18 protein-coding genes, 2 tRNA genes and 1 pseudogene are annotated in these 22625 nt (G+C 45.1%); 9 read left to right on the top strand and 12 right to left on the bottom strand.

What is annotated here, in order from left to right:
• The first annotated feature begins 248 nt into the window (after nucleotides 1-248).
• From QEZ41_RS11345 to tnpC, 7 genes are all read left to right on the top strand, one after another.
• Nucleotides 249-1460, top strand: coding sequence for a pyridoxal phosphate-dependent aminotransferase (locus QEZ41_RS11345; RefSeq protein WP_289411706.1), 1212 nt, complete (start codon nucleotides 249-251; stop codon nucleotides 1458-1460).
• 9 nt (nucleotides 1461-1469) lie between these two features.
• Nucleotides 1470-1898 carry a hypothetical protein gene (locus QEZ41_RS11340; protein ID WP_289411705.1) on the top strand — a complete coding sequence of 143 codons (429 nt, stop codon included), beginning with the start codon at nucleotides 1470-1472 and terminating at the stop codon, nucleotides 1896-1898.
• Between the two features lie 549 nt (nucleotides 1899-2447).
• Nucleotides 2448-2774: a transcriptional regulator gene (locus QEZ41_RS11335; RefSeq protein ID WP_289411704.1), complete on the top strand. Its 327-nt coding sequence runs from the start codon at nucleotides 2448-2450 to the stop codon at nucleotides 2772-2774.
• A complete protein-coding gene (locus tag QEZ41_RS11330) occupies nucleotides 2752-3057 on the top strand; it encodes a helix-turn-helix domain-containing protein (RefSeq protein ID WP_289411703.1) in 306 nt (101 codons plus the stop codon). The genes QEZ41_RS11335 and QEZ41_RS11330 overlap by 23 nt, the downstream gene beginning before the upstream one ends.
• Before the next feature lie 497 nt (nucleotides 3058-3554).
• A complete protein-coding gene (gene tnpA / locus QEZ41_RS12060; protein ID WP_434556815.1) occupies nucleotides 3555-3899 on the top strand; it encodes an IS66 family insertion sequence element accessory protein TnpA in 345 nt (114 codons plus the stop codon).
• Nucleotides 3871-4239, top strand: coding sequence for an IS66 family insertion sequence element accessory protein TnpB (gene tnpB / locus QEZ41_RS12055; RefSeq protein WP_434556814.1), 369 nt, complete (start codon nucleotides 3871-3873; stop codon nucleotides 4237-4239). Before tnpA ends, tnpB begins: the two co-directional genes overlap by 29 nt.
• A gap of 68 nt (nucleotides 4240-4307) precedes the next feature.
• Nucleotides 4308-5906, top strand: coding sequence for an IS66 family transposase (gene tnpC, locus QEZ41_RS11320; protein WP_289411701.1), 1599 nt, complete (start codon nucleotides 4308-4310; stop codon nucleotides 5904-5906).
• Between the two features lie 167 nt (nucleotides 5907-6073).
• Here tnpC and QEZ41_RS11315 read toward each other — a convergent pair whose 3' ends face one another.
• From QEZ41_RS11315 to QEZ41_RS11265, 11 genes and pseudogenes are all read right to left on the bottom strand, one after another.
• Nucleotides 6074-6394, bottom strand: a complete 321-nt coding sequence (locus tag QEZ41_RS11315) for a type II toxin-antitoxin system RelE/ParE family toxin (RefSeq protein ID WP_289411700.1) — start codon at nucleotides 6392-6394, stop codon at nucleotides 6074-6076.
• Nucleotides 6394-6645: a ribbon-helix-helix domain-containing protein gene (locus QEZ41_RS11310; RefSeq protein WP_289411699.1), complete on the bottom strand. Its 252-nt coding sequence runs from the start codon at nucleotides 6643-6645 to the stop codon at nucleotides 6394-6396. Before QEZ41_RS11310 ends, QEZ41_RS11315 begins: the two co-directional genes overlap by 1 nt.
• 304 nt (nucleotides 6646-6949) lie before the next feature.
• Nucleotides 6950-7828, bottom strand: a complete 879-nt coding sequence (locus tag QEZ41_RS11305; RefSeq protein ID WP_289411698.1) for a nucleotidyl transferase AbiEii/AbiGii toxin family protein — start codon at nucleotides 7826-7828, stop codon at nucleotides 6950-6952.
• Entirely contained in the window at nucleotides 7825-8463 is a 639-nt protein-coding gene (locus tag QEZ41_RS11300; protein ID WP_289411697.1) for a type IV toxin-antitoxin system AbiEi family antitoxin domain-containing protein, read from the bottom strand. The genes QEZ41_RS11305 and QEZ41_RS11300 overlap by 4 nt, the downstream gene beginning before the upstream one ends.
• A gap of 310 nt (nucleotides 8464-8773) precedes the next feature.
• The gene (locus QEZ41_RS11295; protein WP_289411696.1) at nucleotides 8774-14197 is read right to left on the bottom strand and encodes a TDP-N-acetylfucosamine:lipid II N-acetylfucosaminyltransferase family protein; all 5424 of its coding nucleotides are present in this window, start codon (nucleotides 14195-14197) and stop codon (nucleotides 8774-8776) included.
• A gap of 269 nt (nucleotides 14198-14466) precedes the next feature.
• Nucleotides 14467-15624 (bottom strand): dTDP-4-amino-4,6-dideoxygalactose transaminase, encoded by a 1158-nt coding sequence (gene rffA / locus QEZ41_RS11290; RefSeq protein ID WP_289411695.1) that lies wholly within the window; start codon nucleotides 15622-15624, stop codon nucleotides 14467-14469.
• Nucleotides 15624-16508 carry a formyltransferase family protein gene (locus tag QEZ41_RS11285; protein WP_289411694.1) on the bottom strand — a complete coding sequence of 295 codons (885 nt, stop codon included), beginning with the start codon at nucleotides 16506-16508 and terminating at the stop codon, nucleotides 15624-15626. The genes rffA and QEZ41_RS11285 overlap by 1 nt, the downstream gene beginning before the upstream one ends.
• On the bottom strand, nucleotides 16509-17369 hold the full coding sequence (locus tag QEZ41_RS11280) for a TDP-N-acetylfucosamine:lipid II N-acetylfucosaminyltransferase family protein (protein WP_289411693.1): 861 nt from the start codon (nucleotides 17367-17369) through the stop codon (nucleotides 16509-16511).
• Between the two features lie 26 nt (nucleotides 17370-17395).
• Nucleotides 17396-17662 (bottom strand): annotated as a pseudogene (locus QEZ41_RS11275) (sugar phosphate nucleotidyltransferase); the annotation flags it as partial.
• Between the two features lie 118 nt (nucleotides 17663-17780).
• Entirely contained in the window at nucleotides 17781-18971 is a 1191-nt protein-coding gene (locus tag QEZ41_RS11270) for a flagellin (RefSeq protein WP_289411692.1), read from the bottom strand.
• A 497-nt stretch (nucleotides 18972-19468) separates the two neighbouring features.
• Nucleotides 19469-21043, bottom strand: coding sequence for a methyl-accepting chemotaxis protein (locus QEZ41_RS11265; protein ID WP_289411691.1), 1575 nt, complete (start codon nucleotides 21041-21043; stop codon nucleotides 19469-19471).
• Nucleotides 21044-21455: 412 nt separating this feature from the next.
• Here QEZ41_RS11265 and QEZ41_RS11260 point away from each other — a divergent pair.
• Nucleotides 21456-21531 (top strand) — tRNA-Val (locus QEZ41_RS11260).
• A gap of 15 nt (nucleotides 21532-21546) precedes the next feature.
• Nucleotides 21547-21623 (top strand) — tRNA-Asp (locus tag QEZ41_RS11255).
• A gap of 122 nt (nucleotides 21624-21745) precedes the next feature.
• On the opposite strand, the gene QEZ41_RS11250 is transcribed toward QEZ41_RS11255, so the two are convergent.
• Nucleotides 21746-22621 (bottom strand): ethylbenzene dehydrogenase-related protein, encoded by an 876-nt coding sequence (locus tag QEZ41_RS11250; protein WP_289411690.1) that lies wholly within the window; start codon nucleotides 22619-22621, stop codon nucleotides 21746-21748.
• Nucleotides 22622-22625 lie beyond the last annotated feature (4 nt).

Below are 22625 nucleotides of genomic sequence, written 5' to 3'. Positions count from 1 at the left end.
TGCCACAAAAGCGGTGCTGTGTAACGCACTCTTAGGTAGGAGCGCAACTCTTGCGCGAATGATTGCCCTGCAGCACCAAAGTTGGGCTTTAGTCCGCTATCGCCAAGAAGCTGGGCTCCAACAGGCGCAGCGCTGCATGCTTTCTCAATAACCAAACATTCTTACGCCAGCACAAGCAAAGCGGCAAAAAAAATGGCATTATAAGCAGCTAATTTTATCGCTCTTAATTTCATTCTTCGGGGCAACTCATGCAATACAGCAAATCCAACAAACTTGCCAACGTCTGCTACGACATCCGTGGTCCAGTTATGAAACATGCCAAACGCCTTGAAGACGAAGGCCAACGCATCTTAAAACTAAACATTGGCAACCCGGCGCCTTTTGGCTTTGAAGCACCCGAAGAAATCCTTCAGGACGTCATCCGCAACCTGCCCACAGCCCAAGGCTACAGCGACTCAAAAGGTTTATTTAGCGCACGCAAAGCAGTGATGCAGTATTACCAAAAAATGCAGGTTGAAGGCGTCAACATCGAAGATATCTACCTAGGTAACGGTGTCTCCGAACTCATCGTTATGGCTATGCAAGCCATGCTCAACAACGGTGACGAAGTACTCATTCCTGCACCCGACTACCCGCTCTGGACCGCTGCCACCACTTTATCCGGCGGCAAGCCCGTGCATTATCTGTGTGATGAGCAAGCCGGCTGGTTTCCCGATCTGGATGACATTCGTAGCAAAATCACCAGCAATACCAAAGCCATTTTAATCATCAACCCCAACAACCCAACCGGGGCGGTGTACTCAAAAGAACTGCTGCAGGAAATTGTCGAACTCGCCCGCCAACACAACTTAATTGTCTTAACGGACGAGATTTACGACAAGATCCTCTATGACGATGCCAAACACTGCTGCATCGCCTCGCTAGCCAATGATATTTTGTTCTTAACTTTCAACGGCCTATCAAAATCTTACCGCGTCGCGGGTTTCCGTTCAGGCTGGTTGGTAGTATCTGGTGCCAAACACAGAGCCAAAGGCTATATCGAAGGCTTGGATATACTGGCCAACATGCGTCTGTGCTCCAACGTGCCAGCACAACACGCCATCCAAACTGCACTAGGCGGCTACCAAAGCATTAACGATCTGGTTCTGCCCAATGGACGACTGCTTGAACAGCGCAACCGCACTTGGGAGTTGCTTAACGACATCCCAGGAGTAAGCTGTGTGAAACCTATGGGCGCGCTCTATGCGTTCCCGAAAATAGACCCTAAAGTGTGCCCTATTCACAACGATGAAAAATTCGTACTGGATTTACTGCTACAAGAAAAACTACTCATTGTGCAAGGCACCGCCTTCAACTGGCCATGGCCGGATCACTTCCGCGTTGTCACTTTACCGCGTGTGGATGAGCTTGAGCTGGCGATTGGCCGAATCGGAAACTTCCTGAAAACCTATAGCCAATAAGCATCAGTAATGGATTTACACATAGACGACTTCTATCGTGATGCAGCGTTAGGCTTGGTCAATCTCTACCAAGCCTTTCCGCGAAAAATCACGCTTTATCTGGATGATTTAGTGGGCATTTTACCCCGTGATGAAGTCGGTTTACCCCATCCTCGACAACTGCAATGCCTCAGCACCCTGCTCTGGCTGGCCAATGAGGGCTATGTACGCTACGAAAGTACCATCGGCTACGATGCAGTCGATCAAATCGAACTGACTAGAAAGGGCTTTATACGTCTTTCCTCAACGCAACACCCTTTCTCCCAAGGTCTTGAGCACTTACCACCCAGCGTTTTTCGCGTACAAGGCAGCCTCGTACAACAAATCCGCCAACATCTACGCGCACAAAACAGCGAAGCACTGATACAGGTAATGCAGCACTTCTTCAGCGTTGAATAAAACTGCCTTATTGCCTTTATTGGAACCCGCTTTTGTGGAGTCCAGCTTCTGGGTGATAAACAGCTAAAAACCAACTTCAGCACTGCCGGAAAACCTAATCGCGCAAAAGTTGCGCTCCTACCAATGATTGCATTCCAAAGCACTGACCCTGTTGGAGTCGAGCTTCTGGGCGATGCGGGCTAAAACCAGCTTCGTTAAAACTATTAAGCACCAAACCCTTAGGGGCTGTGACCAAGCAGAAGTCAATCTGAGCTTATTAATTGTGCAGGGCTGCCTGTAGTGCACGGCCTAATGTGGGACCTGACTTGTCAGGGAACCAACATCAAGCCATGGCAGTAACTTAAAGCCTGCTGCACGGTTCGACCTCAGTGCGTTCCACATTCCCCGACAAGTCGGGTCCCACAAAAGCAAAGCCCAAGCTATTGAGTCGGCAGATATTTAATCGCGCAAAAGTTGCGTTCTAACAGAGCTGTAAACAACAAAGCACTTGACCCACACTAAAGTTATCAGGATGATTACTACTCTGTAGTACAAGGAAGGGCTACTTAAATGTACACTATTTGCGAAACCAGTATCTTCAACAAATACTACCCAGATTATTGGACTGATGAAGAATACAGCGACTTCAAAATTTTTCTTGCAACAAATCCTAACGCTGGCGATGTAGAGCCAGACACGGGCGGAATTAGAAAAATCCGTTGGCACTCAAGCACAAAAGGTAAACGCAGCGGTGTCAGAGTCATTTATTACAACAAATTAACCAATGGACAGATCTGGCTGCTGACCATCTACGGAAAATCAGCCATTGAGCTGCTGGATAAAAAAACTTTACGCAAGTATGTGGAGGCACTGAATGAATCACTTATCCGCAATTGACCGCCGAGACGCAAAACGCGATATTCAAGCTGAACTGCTGGCCGGAATAGAAGAAATCGCGCGTAACGAGCCTGCCGCTGCACACGAAATAACCCAAACAGACGTCGCCCTAGCCAGACAAAAAGCACAAATGAGCCAAGCCAGCTTTGCTAAAACCCTAGGGGTTTCCGTCAGAACACTTGAGAGTTGGGAGCAAGGTGTACGCCGTCCATCAGGTGCAGCTCAGTCACTTATTAAGCTGTTTATCAAAAACCCAGACTTTGTCCGCGAAGCATTAAGCTAACTTTTACCTGTTGAAGCCCAGCTTCTGGGAGATGCGGACTAGAAACCAACTCCGTTGAGACTATTAAGCACCAAACCCTTTGGGGCTGTGACCAAGCTGAAGTCAATCTGAGCTAATTGTGCAGGGCTGCCTATAGTGCACGGCCTAGTGTGGGACCTGACTTGTCAGGGAACCAAAAATTAAGCCATGGCAGTAACTTAAAGCCTGCTGCACGGTTCGACCGCAGTGCACTCCACATTCCCCGACAAGTCGGGTCCCACAAAGTAAAGCCCAAACTTCTAACTGCTGACCCGCTACGCTAAATCCGCCTTCGATGGGCGCAGGCACCGAGGCTACGAATAACCAAAGCCACCCAACCGCTAGCAGCACCTATCTTGCCGGGCAATCAACCGCGTAAAAGTCGTGCCCTAACAATCGTAAGCGCCCTTAAATCAGCATCTTTTATCTTGCATTATACCGCTTCAAACTAGTCCTCGTCTTTTTTGGAGGTACTGGTTATGAGTTCTGCGAGCTCGCGCGAGCGTTATGAGTTTTGGCAGCGGCATATGGTGGCTTGGCAAGGCTCCGGTTTATCCGGTGCGTCTTTTTGCAAACAGCATGAGCTCAATTATGCGCAGTTTAATTATTGGCGTAAGAAGCTTGTTGCTTCTGCGCCAGAGTCAAAGCCTGTTGGTTTTGCACGAGTTACTCAGCTGGCGACTAGCTCAGTACAAGATGGGCTTGCATTGCATTGCATTTGCCCAGCGGTATGCGCCTGTCAGGCATTACCGCGGGCAACTTGGATGTCGCCGTGGCGATACTGCGGCAGTTGTAATGAAGGTGCGTTATTTACGGCCAGCTAAGCAGATGCCGGAAATTTATCTGTACCGTGCGCCGGTGGATTTTAGGAAGCAAGCCAATGGCTTGGCTTTGCTGGTTGAACAAGAGCTTGGCCACAATCCGTTCAGTGGTGCGTTGTATGCCTTCACTAATCGCCAGCGTAATAAAATCAAATGTGTGATGTGGGAAGACAACGGTTTTGTCATGTATTACAAGGCTCTGGCAGAAGAGAAGTTTAAGTGGCCCAAGCCAGCTGATGAGTTACTGTCTTTAACCGGTGAGCAAATAAATTGGCTGTTGGATGGCTACGATATCAGCCTGTTTAAAGGTCATAAAAAACTACAATACGATAGCCTTGGATAGCTTGATTTTACTGGGTTTTAGCTGCTTTTAAGGGTGCTTTTGGTGGCGGATTTTGCTATAATTTCGGCATGAAAAAACAGCCTAAATCCACCATGAAAACCCCTGATTTAAGCGGCCTTAGTGCCGCTGAATTACGTTTGGTTGTGGCACAGTTTCAAGCTGTTATTGATGAGCAGAGCACTGCTTTGCAAGATGCCCATCGCCGTATTGAACTGCTGGAAGAAATGAACCGTCTGCTGAAAACACAAAAGTTCAGTGCCAGCAGCGAAAAGTCTAAGTTTCAGCTCAACCTCTTTGATGAATCCGAACTCGAAGCCCAGCTCGATGAACTGTTTGATACTTTGCCTGAAACGTCTGATGAAGGCGAAGGCATTGCTCAGCACCGTAAAGAGCGCCAGACACGTAAGCGTGGTTTTTCTGCAAGCCTTGTACGTGAGCGCATTGAACACCAGCTCACTGAACTAGAAAAAGCCGGTGCTAGTAAAACCTTCTTCACTAAAGTAAAAGAAGAGCTGCACTACATTCCAGCCCAACTCAAAGTGCTGGAGCACTGGCAAGAAAAAGCCGTGTTCACCTCTGAAACCGATACACAAGACGAGCAGATGGTAGCCGCACAGCGCCCCGTACATCCTTTTGGCAAGTGCTCAGTTACCACCGCCTTGATTGCCCACGTTATTGCCGATAAATACCAGTACGGTATGCCGCTATATCGCCAAGAAAGTAAATTTAAAGGCTTAGGCCAGCCGATTTACCGCAACAACATGGCGCAGTGGTGTATACGCTTTGGTGATGCAGCAAAGCCCTTGCTGCAGCTAATGCGCGAGGTACAAAACAGCGGTAATTACTTGCAAGCGGATGAAACCCGTCTGCAAGTGCTCAAGGAAGACGGTAAAACAGCGCAATCGGATAAATGGATGTGGGTTATCCGTGGCGGACCGCCCGAAAAACAGAGTGTTCTTTTTGAATACGATCCTTCACGTGCAGGCAGTGTAGCTGCGCGCCTGTTAGATGACTTCCAGGGCGTACTGCAAGCGGATGGCTACTCAGGCTATAGCAAAGTTTGCCAAGCCAATTCGATTACGCGCATCGGCTGCTGGGACCATGCACGACGTAAATTTGTTGAGGCGGATAAAAGTGCAAATCCCAAGGCTAAAGCCAAGAAGGGCACCGTAAGCAAAGCCGATGTAGCGCTCAGTTACATCCGCAAACTCTATCGTGTAGAGAGCAGCATCGCTGATAAAACAGATGAAGAACGTTTAAAAGCACGGCAAGAAATCAGCGCGCCTGTGCTGAAAGAGTTTAAGCAGTGGCTGGAGAAGAACGCTGTGAAAGTCATGAAAGGCGGCATGCTCAGAAAAGCCATCGACTACACCTTAAACCAATGGCCATACCTGGAAGGCTACTGCGAGCGCGGTGATCTCAAGATCAGTAACGCCTTGGCAGAAAATGCCATTCGTCCCTTCGCCATTGGCCGTAAAAACTGGTTGTTTGCTGACACCCGCAAAGGCGCAGAAGCCAGCGCCGCTTGTTACTCACTGATAGAAACCGCCAAAGCAAATAGCCTCGATCCGCACGCCTACATCAAACACATTCTTGACCACATAGCTGTCGCTGACACATTAGAAAAACTCGAAGCCCTGCTGCCCTGGAATGTAGAACTGGATTAAGCTAAGTAGCCGTTCTGCAAGGGTGCTGATTTAAGGGCGCTTACGTTTGCTGGGTTGAGCGGATGCAAAACCAGCAGTAGTGGCAATAAGCCGCTGTTGTAGTGGTCTAATAAAGCCTGAACCGCTTGGAAAGGCTGAGGCTGTTCAGTTCAGTGTTTCCCCAAGCTTCAACTCTTAAAGTCATATTTAAAGCGTTCAATCTGATGCATTCGTTCATGCAAAACAGTGGCAATACCAATATCGCCGTTACCCAGATATTTCCAATATACAAAATGACGCTCATAGCGGTAATAGAAGCCATGAACTGCAAAGTCAGCAGGGATAGGACGCGAGATAACCGCGTTGTCAGATATTTGCTCAAAGCTATTAAAAAGATCACGAATATATTTTTCGGCTTGAGTGGCGCCAAACTTACTGCGCGTATAGCGATAAATTTCATCAATACGCAAAGATGCCGCAGCCTGAATACGTACTTGTGGCCTGCTCATCAGCGATTACGCGAAATAATATCGTCAGCGGTTAAAAGACTGTAAGCTGAGTCTGGGGCAGAAAAAGCGAGTTGTAGCTCGTTTTTAAGGCGCTCAAAATCTAACTGCTCTTTGCGTTCTTTATCCTTGCGCACCAAATCGCGCAGGTACTCGCTCACATTCTCAAAACTGCCATGCTCGCCCACGTTAGACGCAACAAAATCACTTAGCACACCACTCATGCGTACTGTCATCGTTGTTTGCTTAGACATATCAATTTCCTCTCGGTCATATCGTATTCAATAATTGCAAAATCGAATACACGAGTCAAGGCTCTCAGCTCCCACCAGTACGGATATCGCTTTCGGAATGGATGCTGCCTTGCTGGATATATGAACCTTTTATTCCGCGCGGACCGCATAAGCCAGCCTAACCTACTAGCGTTCACTGTCAGCCCAGTTCGCAAGAGAAAACTGGCGTTATTGTAAGCAGCGAGAGCAAGCAGCCGCTTAGGATTAAGGGGCGTGACATGACCTATACCTAGTTGAAGTGATGCTGTTACGCGACAGATGGTATTCATAATTGCTGAACAACCTGCATAAAAAACTCAGTCGACCATAAATCAAGTTCTCGAGAGTCTCGAATAAACGGCAGTACGTCCGCCCTAGCCTTTGCAATATCAAGGCTGGTAATCCGCTGTTCTAATAGTTTAATTACTGCATCGCGCGTTATCTGTTCTGGCAGGGAAATACCGTTACTTTCTAAATATTTACAGCTCTGCGCAAGCCTTGCCTGCAGGTGAGTTAAATCCAGTTCCGTACCATTGCCGACATACCAAACCAAGTCATACCAGTCTCTGCCCTTGGGCCGGTTGCCCCATGCGCGGCACAGCACTGCGTGCATTTTACCTGCAAATAAACTCGGCAATGTAAACGCTTTAACGCTATAAGCTCTAGGAACAAGGCGAAGCACGTCTTCCGTTTGAAAATCTAGAGGTGGGTCTGTATCCACTTCTAGCTTAATTTTTACTGTTTGCTCTTTATGAATTGCTTGGGTGACAGCAGTTGGTGCCTGGATATTAATTAAGTGTTCTTGTGTATGACCTTTGATAAAGGCCGATGCGACCGCGCTGTTGGTGCTTTTGTTTTTTATTGTAATAGTTACAGTAAAACCATAGGCCTGTAATGTTTCGACAATGGCCTGTTGAAAGGGGGCTATATCAAAATCTGGTTGTGGCTTTAGCAAAGAAAAATCTAGGTCTTCTGAGAACCTAGGTAATTGGTGGAGAATTCTTAATGCCGTTCCACCATAAAAAGCAGCATGCTTGAAAAAACCAGCGTCATAAAGTGCAACTAAAACAATCTCTTGTAGAATTTCGCGCAAGGCATCATAGCTGGAATGAGCCGTGCTTAAGTCATAGCGCCTAAGCATGTTAATAATGGCAGGATGTGTCATAGTCTTTTTTTCCTTAGCAGGGCTGCCAAGGTAGCTAAGTTTTTTGAACGGTAAGCCGTGGCGATGCTTTCTATTAAATTTATGTTGATGTCAGCAGGTAATTCAGCGCGCAAATCATGCTCTAAATACTCCAGCATTTGCTCCTGAGTTAGCGAGCCTAAACCCCACTCATAGCGTATTTTATCGCAAAGGGCTTTTTCTAGCGTGGCAATAAATAGCCCGCCTTCAACGTCATCAAAATGCCAGTTAACGCCTAACGAGTAAGCTTTCATAGGCACTTTTTTATAACTAAACCTGCCTAGCGGTGTATCAAACAGCTTATTGTTTTTACTGGTCGCTGAAGTCACCTGCACCACTTGCTCAGGTATAACACCATACCAACTAAGCGCATATTCAAAAGACACATAAGAGGGTGCATACAATCCATTGGCAATCGCTAAGAGGTTAATAGGCTGTTTACGGTAAGCCTGTGCAAAGCTATAAAACCCTTTTTTAAGGCGGATCAAATCACCCGATGCAACTAGACTGGCGATCTTATTGTTGACATTACTAACTGATTTTGAAAGTACAGCTGACAGCATGCCATGGGAAATAAGCGATGTAGGTAACTGATTGACACACTCTAAAACTTTCATCTAGAAACCTTTGTATAGATAATACCTAAAAAGAGTATTATCTATCATAATCTACGCAATTTCTGGCAACAAGGCCCCGTGCATCAACCTAAGCATGAGCCAGCTGATTTTGAGATAACATTATCAATTAGGGGGTTGGGTTGACACACAAGGGCGACAAGGGGGCCATTCATTCTTAACCCACGTAGGACATTTTTTATTAACCAAGCGAGGATTTTATTAATAATAGCTTATTTCTGCATTTTTTATTAACAAAATGAGAGTAGGGATTGAGCGTATTAAGCAGATGCTTTAATACAACGCAGCAGCCTTACTTCCCCACCCACGCATCGCGCCAGCGTTTAAGGTGCGCACCCTCCAGCATCCATTCAGCCAATACCTTAGCTCGCAACTCATCCCCCATGCGCGCAGTAGCATCCAGCTCATTGATATGCATGCGAATGGCATCTACCCAGTCTTTGTAGCGGTTTTTCACCAACGTTACCGGTAGCCCAGCTTGCTGGCCTTCGCGATATGGACGGATATCGGTGCAAATAATTGGGATACCGCACACACCGTATTCAAGCTGCCGCAGATTACTTTTGCACTCGTTGAACAGGTTTATCTCCAGCGGCGCCAATCCGAGATCCAGGTTCAATGAGGCAAGTTTGGCTGGATATTGCTCGATAGGTACTCCGCCATGAAACTCATGCACGTAAGGCTTAAGAGCTTCCGGACACATGCCAAAAAACACCCACTCCACTTCATCCGCCAGATCACGCACCACGTCTGCAATCAACTCAAGGTCGCCGGTATGGCTTGAGCCGCCCGCCCAGCCAACACGTGGTTTCTTGCCCTGACGGCGCTCTGTTTGCAAACCGCCCCACCAGCTCAGTGGCAAACGGTTTTCCCGCACCACAATCTCGCCATGCAGCCCGGAAAAGGCTTCTGCGAGTGCATGCGTAGAAACAACAAAACGGTCAACAAAACTCAAGCCTCTGCGCAATGACCTGAGAATATCCTTCGGCATATCCTTGCGGTGTACGCTTTTCAGCGGCAGATTAGGCAGATAGTCGTCAAGCTCATAAACCTTGACCGCACGAGAAAACTTTTGCATACGCTGCATCGCTTCCAGCCGAGCATCACCAATCTGGCGCTGCAACACAATGCAGTCTGGGTTGTAACGCTCTAGGTCGGTCACATGCATCAAGCCGGTCGAAATAGCACCGTCCAGCAACCCCTCACCTTTCATCGCCAAAAATGGCTGCATAACCCGATAATGACCACAGCCCATCAAATCTGCAGGATGCACCAAAGCCACAGGTGCCGGACGAATACTATCCAGTGGACGCCAGGAAATTTGGCTGTCTGCCAGCTTGAAACCACCCGGCATGGAAAGGGAAAAGTTCGGGTTATAGGCAGGGTCACGCGCTAATTGCGGCAACCATTTTTCATACATTACATCCTGCTGCTCAGCCGTTGGTAGCGCAGTTTGCTCCTTATCCAGCATGAGCTGTGCATGTGGAGTCCAAACCACCAAAAACCCGGCCTCACGAGCACGCAGGCAGAGATCCGTAGACAAATATTCGTCAACCAGCTCGCCATCTGCAAAACCATCTACCTGCACAAACAGCTCGCGAAGCACCATCATGCAATCGCCACCAACGGCGCTGAGATTCTGATCAACCTGCAGGCGTTGCATATATCCGGCCGCATCCATGGGGTCGCCAACAAAAGGAGCACCTACCGGCCCTTCCAGCCCCAGAATATAACCGGCATGGGCAATTTCACCACCCGGCGTCAACAGCTTGGCTCCAACAACCCCCACCTCACCGCGCTGGGCATGGTTGAGCATTTCATCCAGCCAGTGCTGCGCCACAATGGCCGTATCCGGCGACAGAAACAGCAGGTAGTCACCAATGGCATGTTCCTGCACCTGGTTACGCTGCTCTGCCAGTGTTTTATACCGGCTGGCAAACACCCGCAGCTTAGGCTCCTGCATGGCAGCCAGGCCATCCAGCCATTCTTTTACCTCAGTACCTGAATCCGGCTGTTGAATAAACAGAATTTCGAAATTCTGGTAGTGGGTATTGCCGAGCAAACCCTCGACACAGCGCTGCAAGGCAGACAAATTATTGCCCGCAGCCAGCACCACCGACACAATCGGTTGGCCCGGATGGTTGTAGCGAATCTGGTAACGGCCCGGATTCGGCGCATGCAGCTCTGCGTGTTCGTAACCACGCTCGCGCAGATGCTGCTCAATTGCCTTGCGCTCATCGTCCACGTTGGCCAGTGCCGGCGGCGGTGTAATGACCAGCGGCTCGGACACATGCCCGATGCACTCCAGCCCGCCCTTGTTAACCAAGCGTAAAATGGCGTCAAGCTCAAAAGCATCCGGCAAGTCAGGGTTGAAACCGCCAATTTCCAGCAGCGCCTTGCGATTAAATAGCCAATGGCGTGACATACCAGCAGGAAAGCTGAGCAAATAATCAAGGTTTCCAGCCGGGCGGAACGCAGCGCCCAGACCGCCGCCTTCCATACGGTAGATTTCGTCAAAACTGATGGCGCTAAGGTTGGGATTTTTGGAGAGTTCTATTTGAGCCATGAGCAGGCCGCTAGAGGTTAGCACATCATCTGGACTCAATAACACAAACCATTCAGCAGCAGAATGTTCGAGCTGCTGAACCAAGCATTCAGCGATAGTAGTCGTTTCTTTAACTACAGCTTTTTCAGCAGGAACAAGATTTTCTATATATTGTTCAGGAGAAACCAAATACGAAACTTCTATAGTTTCGCTAGAAAACTTTTCAGTATCAACGAATGAAATATCATTACCACAACATAAAACATAAACGTTAATATCGCTGGCAGGTAAATCTTTAATGTGGTCACGATGATTTTCAACATGCCTGGAGTTTAACCAAATATTAATATCAGCAGTATGAGAGCCACTAGCATCGATCCCCATTCTTTTAAGCAGCTTATTTCTTTCATTTTTTACAAACTGATTAGGTGATGGATATCTGCGATATATTTCTTGGTAAATTTCCGGGTAAAAAGAGTGAGCTTGAATACTTCGTCTTTCCGGATCTGCTGAGGCAGTCCGCATCCTTACCTCTACAGTTTGTTTAGATACATGGTAAAAGTTAGAAACATTAGCCAACCTAATTAGAAAGTCCCAGTCCTCAAGCCCCTTCAAACTAACATCAAATTCACCTATGCTTTCAAAAAGCCTCTTGGGGAAACTAAACGTATTGACAGGGATGTAGTTATCGACCATAAGCCTATATTTAGAATAATTGTCATGTGCGTAACGCACTTCTTCAGAAAGAACCTTTCGATTACCTCCCTCAACCTCTTCGACTATAAAACACGCATCAGAATAAACAACAGCTCCTGGATTATCATCAAGACAATCGGCTAAAGTTTGTAAATGGTCAGGCCTAAAAAAATCATCGTCATCCAAAAACACGATATTTTCGCCACTGCTAGTCTTTATACCAATATTTCTAGCTGCGGCAACCCCAAGATTTTTCTTTTGTCGAATATAAGTGATGGGGATATCATAAGACGACAAAAGCCCCTCCAATGGAACACCAAAGTCATTGACCAAAACAACCTCAAAATCTTTTAGTGTTTGTTTGGAAAGACTATCAAGTGCAAACTCAAGGAGTTCAGGTCTGTTAAACGTGGTCAAAATAACCGAAAACATTGGTGAATACTTGCTACCTGCAACTTCAAGTAGACCTTCCAGCCTGCTAGACACATCAAATCCGTTACTATAAAGTTTATAAGCCTGTCTAATTGCAAGTGTATATTCACCCAAGCCCTCAAGAATTGAAATAACTCTCAGGCTTGATTCAAGCTCTCCAGCACTATCATCTTTAAGATCAGGAAACAATCTACTGACCGGATAACGTAAAAAAGCATCAAGGACTACCTTACCCTCAAAAAACCTACTTTTTGTACTGGAAAGATTATTGCCGTGTATACGCCATTGATAATTAACCGAATCAACTTTTTTAAATTTTGCACTGGCAGCCAGCCTTGTCCATAGCTGGTAATCATGGCAACGAACGAACGCTGTATTATATCCACCATAGGTCTTAAAAAGTTCCCACCGGATAGCCGTACTTGCGTGCGGCAAACAGTTGCCTTTTATTAAAATAGGTAAAATATCAACAGATGCATAATCTGGATATTTAGTAAAAGATGAAGAACCATCATTTTCGTAAAATATCTCTAAATCACCGTAATAGACATCATAGGTTGGAAACTCTTTTATAGTCCCAGCAATACGCTCTAAAGCTCCTGGAAGAAAAACATCATCACTATCAAGAGCAATAACAAAGTCACCGCTTGATTTAGCCAAACCCAAGTTACGCGAAGCTGCTGCCCCAATATGTGAGCTTTCTACAAGAACAATTCTCGAATCATTAAAAGACCTAATTATATCCACCGAACCATCAGCAGAACCATCATCTACTACAATCAACTCAAAATTAGTAAAAGCTTGACTCAACAAAGACCTAATTGAGTCAGCAACATAATCAACTCTATTATAAACGGGCATCACAACACTAAAAAATGGCCTGTTTATTTCTATTATAGATGCGCTTTCCTCAAGACTGCGCTGCAACAACTTATCTACACTAGCAGAATTACAGACAGTTTGACGCTCAGATTTATTTTTTAATTTTTTATTTTCAAGCTCAAGCATATTAACATTAAAGTAATCACATGAAGATGGTGTATCGTTGAATATACTTTTCAATTGACCAACGTAATTATCTACCGAAAAATATTGTTTTATCTTTTCTTGATTACCATACACATCTAATAAATTTAATTTTTTTATTATTTTCACATCACCTACAACTATATTTTTTTCTTTAAAAAAACTCCATGGTGTTGTATCGCTACGAATATATACTGTTTTACCCAACCCTAACAATGTTATTATAGTACCCATGGCCTGTTGACGATTGTGATTAAATATAGCTATATCAATAGTACCTAGATGATTCAAGTATGCGTCAAAAGACATAAACTCAGTGATCGGTTTAAATTTATCACCAAACCATTCTTTTCCTATATTTATAATTTTTAGCGCGTACTCTTGGTTTCCATAAGAAAGCGGTACATAAATAGCTATATCTTCTCTTTTAAAAGGCAAAAGCTTCTCTAACACCTCGAGATGATTATTAGTCGGATCTGCTGAATTACCCACCTGCACATTGAGTGTATTATTTTTTTTAGCAGGCACATCGTATTCTTTATATAAATTACTTGGATAAAAAAAGCTTTCATGGATCTTACCAGTAGCGAAATAATTTTCGCTTACATATTCAACGTCACCATCAATATAAGTGATAAAATTCTCTATTTTCTGTATTGTTTTGTGTCTGTTTTTTGACTGCCTTTCTGGAAAGTAAAAATCCCCACCCCACATAGCCCAATAACTTTTCTTAAATAATTCTGGGTTCTGCAACAGCAACAAATCAATTTCATTGCGCCACAATCCATGTAAGATTATTTTTTGTGCATCTTGCATGTATGAAAGCAAGGTAATAAAAACATCTTCATCTGTATACAAGAATTCAACTTTGTGCCCAACGGTTAAACCGTAACTATACTCTTCAATATCAATAAAAACATAGTGATGATTTTCTCGCCCAAAGTGCTCATCAATAAAGTCAATAAAAGGAACGAGAAACTTATCTAAAACCATTACATGAAGAATTTTATTATGCACTTTAAATACCATTTAATATTAAAATTTAATTATTTATAAACCAAAAGTGTTGTGCCAGGTCTTGTTATAGCATTTTGAAACATCTACGATAAGCTATGCTTTGGCGTCTAAAAATGCTCAAGGAACTCCAAAATAGTATGAAATAAAATAGTAAATCAATACAGGCTTACTATTACACGGCACCATCTCTATGCGCACAGCTTCAGCCACTATTTCGAGCTAGCACTTAAAGTTAAGTGTCATCTTTAACTAACATTGCAAAGCTACTCCTAACAGCACTCAAATTTTGAGCCCGCCTTATCTGTAAAGCCATAAACCGCCTCCACAACTCGCTCAATTTGCTCACAGCTCACTCCATAAAATATCGGCAGCCTCAGCAGCCTTGCACTTTCTTTCGTGCTGTAAGCATCCTCGCCACTCAGCACGCCTAGTTCTTTACCCGCAACAGAAGAATGCAAGGGAATGTAGTGGAAGACGGCCATGACGCCTTGTGCTTTTAGGTACTCTATCAGATCTCTGCGTGTTTCAATATCTGCCAGTTTGATGTAGAACATGTGGGCGTTGTGTTGGCAGTGACATGGCACTGTGGGCAGTTCAATGTGTCCTGCTTTTGCAAGGGGTTGCAAACCTGTGTAGTAGGCTTGCCAGGTGTTTAGGCGGTTTTGGTTGATTTCATCAGCTTTTTCAATATTACCGTATAGATAAGCAGCGCTGATGTCGTTCAACAAATAGCTGCTACCAATATCGACCCAACTATATTTATCCACCATGCCACGGAAAAATTGGCTGCGGTTCGTGCCTTTTTCACGGATGATTTCAGCGCGTTCTTTGAATTTTTCATCGTTAATAATCAGCAAACCACCCTCACCACCGCTGGTGTAGTTTTTGGTTTCATGAAAGCTAAATGCACCTAAATGGCCTATTGTGCCTAGCGCTTTACCTTTATAGCTGCTCATCATGCCTTGAGCGGCATCTTCGATCACATACAGATTATGGCGTTGGGCAATATCCATAATGCTGTCCATTTCACAAGCAACGCCGGCATAGTGAACTGGCACGATGGCTTTGGTTTTATTCGTAATAGCTGCTTCGATTTTGGTTTCGTCAATATTCATCGTATCCGGGCGAATATCGACAAAAACGATTTTTGCCCCACGCAATACAAAAGCATTAGCAGTACTAACAAATGTATAACTGGGCATAATGATTTCGTCCCCAGCTTGGGTATCAATCAAAATAGCTGCCATTTCCAAAGCTGCTGTGCAGGAAGGCGTTAACAACGCTCGCTTGCATGGCAGTTTTTGTTCAAACCAAGTCTGACACTTCTGCGTAAAAGGACCATCGCCTGACATCTTGGGGCTGCGCATGGCTTCAAGAACATATTGGTCTTCGTTGCTGGTGTAAGGGGGAAGATTGAATGTAATCACTAACAAAACCTACTTCTAAAGTTTATTTTTACTTGCTCATTTGTTGGGGTTTTAATTTCAATCAACTTAAGCATCCCAGTTTTACATATAATTACAGGACAACCATCCTCCACCAAAAGCACTTTCCCTATATGCCTTTCTCTGTGTTCAACGACTAAATCATTAACTGACTCAACATCCGAAAAAATAACTACACTGTTATTAACTCTTGCTTTTGCGCCATTATATGGATAGCCAACGGCATTTACAAAATTAACTATTTTCTCAGCCGACCACTGCCAGTTTATAAAATAATCTTCCTCATCTAGCCAAGGGCTATAAGTAGCTTGGCTATCATCTTGCTCTTGCCTGTCAAGATGCTTTCCATTTAATAATTTCTGATAAATCCTATCAATCAAATCAAAATAAAGTGGCTCAATTTTCTCTATTGCGTCTTGGATCTTTAGCGGATAGTCAAAACAAATTGATTTCTGCTCTATTATATCACCGCAATCGTACTTGGCATCTGCTAATAAAGCAGTTACCCCGCAAGCCTGCTCATTATTAATTAACGAGTTAACCAATGGAGCAAATCCTCGATATTTTGGCAACAAAGAATCATGAAACACGATCAGGTTTTCTTCATTCTTAATCAACCAACGCCAACCAACTGAAAACTTATAGCCATTGAACCGTCGCTCTTTTTCTACTGGAAACTCTGTTCTTTCATAAAAGCCTATTTGAGCTTGTGAAGCTAGGCTTTTTATTTCATAAAAATAATCATTTTGAACATTTAAATCTCTTGCGCCAACAACATACTCAACTGCACACCCACCAAACTTATTTAAAAAATTCTGCAGCACGTACAAACCTTTAGAATTCATCAAATAAAAAGCAACTTTCATTTAATTACCACTCTCAAAAATACTTTCCAACTGACTAATAAAGTTCTCTTTCGAAAAATGCTGTTTAATCTTGTCTCTATTACCGCTCACATCTAAAACACTTAAGTCTTTTATTTCTTCCGCATCACCAACTGTTATTTGCTTATTTTGAAAAAACTGCCACTGCGTGGTATCACTGCGCATATAAACTGTTTTACCCAGCCCCAATAAAGTTATGGTGTTACCCATCGCTTGCTGTCGCTTATGGTTAAAGATCGCTATATCGATGGTACCCAGCAGCTTTAAATATTCATCAAACGGCATGAATTTAGTCAGCGGCTTAAATTTATCACCAAACCATTCTTTACCCTGCTTAATAACTTTTTGGGCATGCTCATGATTTCCATATGAAAGCGGGCAATAGATAGCGATATCTTGTTCTTTAAAAGGCAAAAGCTTTTCAAGAGCTTTAAGGTGGTTATTGCTTGGATCAGCAGAGTTACCTACCAAAATATTTTTGGTTTCACCTTGCTTGGCTGGGACTTCATACGACTTATACACATAAAGATCGCCGCCCCATATAGCCCAATAGCATTTTCTCAAAAGCCAAGGGGTGAAGAAGAGAACAAAGATAAGCTTTATATCAAATAAACCATGCAGTATTAATTTATCTGACCTGTGCATTTTGAGTAGCGCAACGAAATAAAATTTCAGTCTTTCTATTATTTTACGCTCATAAACTTTTACATTTTGGTCGTGAGGGATGTTACCCATACCTAAATGTAATAAAAACACATGCTGATTAAAATCAAAACTTTTTTTAATCAGTTCAATAAATGGTGGCAGCAATTTGTCATAAATTCCGACATGAAGAATCTTCATTTTCTTTCAACCAAATCCAACAAATACTACCCATAACTATTTTTGCTTAAGGCTTGCCCTTGTTCTCGTAGCTGTTCTTTGCTTAGCCAGCCGTTGTTATAGGCGATTTCTTCCAGGCAGGCAATTTTGTAGCCTTGGCACTTCTCAATTGTTTCGACAAAGAGGCTGGCTTCAAGCAGGCTTTCGTGGGTTCCGCTATCAAGCCAGGCAAAACCGCGACCCAGTAACTCTACATGCAAATTGCCGCGTTGCAAATAAGCCTGGTTGATGCTGGTGGTTTCCAGTTCGCCGCGGCGGATGGTTTTAGCTAATTGGCCAGTTCAACATGTTAACTTTCATATAAAAAAGGCCCACAACTTGTGCGGGCCTTTTTTGATTCCCGCCCCTTGCGGGGCGGTCTGGGTTTGCGGTTTAGCGCAGCAGACTGAGGACTGCTTGTGGCAGTTGGTTGGCCTGAGCCAGAATCGCGGTACCGGCTTGCTGCAGAATCTGCTGCTTACTTAGGTTGGCAGTTTCTGAGGCGAAGTCAGTGTCTTTGATGCGACCACGAGCACCCGAGACGTTTTCTGCGATATTTTGCAGGTTGGATATGGTGTTTTCAAAGCGATTTTGTACTGCACCGAGATCTGCACGCTGGGCATCGATGCTTTGAATTGCCTGATCAATCGTTAGGATGGCCTTCTGCGCACCTGTAACAGTTTCAAGTGACAAATCTTTAATAGCTGCATCTTTTACAACACCTACATTTCCACTACTCACTACAGCCTTATTGATAGCACCACTGGCTGCTACAGCTCCAGAAGTTATGTAGCTTATGGATTCAATATCACCCGCTGCTGCACCTATTGTATCTTTCGATAGAACATCAAAGCCACCAGCTGCGTTTTCATGCACCCCAATACCGATGTTAGCATCGTTGATAGTTGTTGCTATTAACTGATTTAGCTCTTCTTTTGACTCACCACCATTAATAGCTACTGAAATCACCTGAGCTTCGGTTGTACCTGATGTTTTTACCGCTAAGTTTAGAAACTTGTCAGTACTAGCTGCACCCGAAGCTGCACCGCTTAGTGTTCCTGAACTGTAAGTGGATTTTAGCGAACTAGTACTCATCTCATCAATCTTCACGCTGATGCTTTCGTTAGCCGCCGAACCCACTTGGAACGTCGTGGTACCAAAACCACCATCCAGTAGCTTTTTACCACCAAAGCTGGTGGTGTTGGCAATACGATCTAGCTCTTTTTTCAGCTCGTTCACTTCACCATTAAGCGCTTTACGCTCATCGGCACTGTTAGAGCCGTTAGCTGATTGCAGCGCCAAGTCACGCATACGCTGCAAAATACTGGTGGACTGCTCCAGCGCACCCTCAGCGGTTTGCGCCATGGAGATACCGTCGTTAGAGTTTTTAACGGCTACGTTTAGGCCATTAATCTGGCTGGTCAAGCGGTTAGCAATTTGCAAGCCCGCGGCATCGTCCTTAGCGCTGTTAATACGCGAACCCGTAGAAAGACGCTGCAAAGAGACAGACAACTGATTGGTAGATGCGTTTAGGTTACGCTGAGTGTTTAACGCGGAAACGTTAGTATTAACGGATAGTGCCATGATGTTGTCCTCCACTGGACGTTTTACATTAAAAAGCTTAAGTACCGTGCCTTAAGCTTGAAATCATACTTGCTTGATTAGTTTATCGGTCTGGGTTAAAAAAACTTTAATATTTTTTTTACAGATAAAACAAAGTTCTTTTTTCTGCTTTGTGTTGCATGTATTTGCCGCCCTAACCAAGCCGAACACTAGCTTTAGGTGTTAGCCCTCAAGCATCCAGTTAGTATGAAGCTTGGCCTGCTTGTTGTTCTTCTTGATAATGGCCAACTGCCTGTGCCTGCGATTGGTATACCACAAACAATACATTCTAGTCGACGCTGATTAATTTTACACTCGGCAAACAACTTTATTTCAAGTGAAACTGGGCGCTCAACCTTGAGGGCTGTGGAAAATGCTTATCAATAAGTGTAATGCTAGAAAACTGTACAGCCAACTCAGACAATATCGCTAGAGTTTAAACGAGCCGCAGAAGCGGCACATAATAAGACTAGTCCGCCCTAGCCCCGCTCTGGGTGATAGCCAATCCTAAACCCACCCCAATGCTTGCCGTGTACATAGATAGGCACGGAGAGGTCGTGCATGTGCTCGCCGGTTTCGCGAATGTAGGTTTGCAAGAGTAATGGTTTTTGGTGATTGCCGCTGCGGCTGCCGACCTTGTCATTGAAAATACGCTTAGTGCGGTTATTTAAGTAATCGCGCTCTTTATCGCCCGTTAATGGCTGGCTGTACTGGGTGTTGTGCGTACCAATATAGCCTTCCTGAGTGGCCGAGATAGCAAATACTGCGCCCGGGTGCTTTTGCAAAACAGGCTCTTGGATTTCCGGTAATACCGAATCGGTATAGCTGTCGAAGCTTGTGCGGTACTTCTGTGGGTGCGTATTAGGAATAGGCTGATAATTACGGTCAAAAAGCGCGCCTTGGGTGATCACACCCTTGTCTATATCTTGCTCAAATCTTTTACCTATGGCTTCTGCTGCATCACGTGCTAGCTGATACACATCTTGGTGGTACTGCGACAGGCTAATTTCTGATAAACGCTCGCTAATACGTTCAGTTTGCTCTTCTAACGACAAGGCAGCTTGGCTCAGCTGCTCCGTTTGCACGTCGCTGACTGATAAATCCTGACGCATAGTGGCCACCGAGCCAAATAACTCATCCAAACGCAAACGGTTATTTTGTGTGCCGCCAGCAATTTCTGACATCTGCGCCTCAACGTTAGTCGCTAATCGCGTAATAGTATCCAGCTGCTCGCCCGCTGTTTCGACCAAGCCGACGCTATCATTTAGCTCAGCCATCAATCGTTGTAATTGCTCTGCTACCTGAGTCGTGTGGCGTTGAATGTCGGTCACCATGGTGTCCACTTCTTCAGTGGCTGCTGCAGTGCGACCGGCTAAACTGCGTACTTCATCAGCCACTACAGCAAAGCCGCGACCGTACTCTCCCGCACGCGCGGCTTCAATCGCCGCATTCAGTGCTAACAGGTTGGTTTGACTGGCAATTTCTTGAATCACCGAGGTGACTTGTTGAATTTCCTTACTGCGTTGACTCAGGCTATCAACCAACGCGCTGTTTTCAATAGCCTGCTGACTCAACTGCTGCATGCCGGCAATGCTTTTATGCAATCCCGCCTGCCCCGACTCACTATGCTCACGCACTTCACTAGCAGCTTCCAAACCGCTTTCACTTAACTGCGCGGTCTGCTGTTCAGTGACAATCATCTGCTGCGCACCGGCTTCAATGCTGGCGGATGTCTGCACCAAGGATTCCAGCTTCTGCCTTAACTGTACTGCCGAGTGACTCACACCTGCGGCGGTGAGCGCATTCGTGGTGGTCGATTCAGACAACTCCTGCGCTAAACGTGTCAGCTCTGTTTCATCATTGGTTTTTTGCGCACTCTGCTCAGCCTTATCTGCTGCAGAGGTGCTAAAAAACAACAAAGCCATAATTGGCAACGCTACCAACACGCCATAAACAAAAGGCCAGTTAAGGTAACCCACCAACAACAAATAGCCTGCGCTAATTGCTGCTACGAGAAAAACACTAACTTTGCTAACAGTAACTTGATTACTCATAACAAGTCCTTACGTCTATTAAAATGATTGCCCGTGCTGCTTATCCATAAAAGAAACTCAGCTATGGTGATCTAGGTCACATAATTAACCACTCTTTTTAGCTGTTGTCATTTTTTACAGCGTCATACTTTCGATATTCCTAGCACAGCTTTTGTTTTGTCACTGACACGTGCATGTTGCTGTTTTGCAACAACAAAGCCTTCAGCATGCTTTATCGGCAAGAAAATCAAAAAAACCAACAGCAAAACACAATAACCAACAAATTCAAATACTTACATGTACGCAAAACGTTTTTAAACCGCTAAACGGAACAAAAAACCTCCTTTTCCCACATCCTTTAAAAATCTTTTCGTGTTTAGGGCTTGCCAAACCAAAATTGGATCACTAATATACGCACCACTTCGAGAGACAAGGGTGATTAGCTCAGCTGGGAGAGCATCTGCCTTACAAGCAGAGGGTCGGCGGTTCGATCCCGTCATCACCCACCACTCTTGAGAAGTAGCGCAGTGGTAGTTCAGTTGGTTAGAATACCGGCCTGTCACGCCGGGGGTCGCGGGTTCGAGTCCCGTCCACTGCGCCATATTACGAAAACCCGTTAAGTTAACGCTTAACGGGTTTTTTCGTTTCTGGATAAATAAAGCTGACAAAAAAAGGCGCTGTAACTTAGGCAAGCGTTACAGCGCCGTTAACCAAAAACTCCATTTACTGCTTAAGCGCAGTGATATCAGCCTCGGTATCGATACCTAGCTTATAGCCAAGCGATACATGGTGAAAACGGCCTATAGAGCTGTCGTCATGGATGGCGAAACCAAAGTTATAGGTTTTACCCGACTCAAGTGCTACATCGCCCTCGCCACCTCTTAGTTTACGTGTGAACTCTACAGTCCAAACACCGTCGGTAAGTTTCCCATCTGCGCTAACCAGCGCTTGTCCACCTTCCATTACTCGCTCAGTGGCCACATAGCCGTCATAGGCTTTATTTTCACCACTGCGCCACTGGTTTAAATCGTAGAACACACCATCAGCCAATGAGCCGCCTTTTACATACTTTGTTTTAGTGTCCGCGGCACCCGGCATGGTGCGCGCATCACCGTGACAGCTGCCCCAGCAACCGCTCTGCCCAGCTAGCTCGACTTTATCGCCGGCTTCAAGCATATAAGCAATTTTTACTGGGTTGTTTTCATCCATTTGTGGTGCACCCGATGCTGCTGGCTGCTTCCACACAAAGCGCAAATACAAGTTTTCGCCATCGTTAGCTGCCTGTACTTTGGCGTCGATGAAAGGCGCTTTACCTGGAATTGGGCTAGGCTCAATTTTGCCACCGCTGGCAATCAGCTGTCCCATATCACCCACTTCTTCTGAGTGACACCCAGCGCAGGTTTCACCCTTACGTAATACGCGCGCACCACCGTGTTCAGTTCCTTTGGTAATCCACTCAATCGGTGAGACGCCCGGATAGAGCAAAGAAATGCTAGTTGCAGGAACCTTACTCCAATCAGCAGGAGCTGCTGCTAGAGCACTGCCTGCAGTAAGTGTAAAGATAGCGCCTGCTAGGCTGGTCATCATAATTTTTTTCATAATC

It is taken from the genome of Thiopseudomonas acetoxidans, from assembly GCF_030362935.1.
In the GTDB taxonomy this organism is placed as follows: domain Bacteria; phylum Pseudomonadota; class Gammaproteobacteria; order Pseudomonadales; family Pseudomonadaceae; genus Thiopseudomonas; species Thiopseudomonas acetoxidans.
The sequence above is the reverse complement of the archived record's forward strand: the minus strand, read 5'-3'. Positions and strand labels throughout refer to the sequence as shown.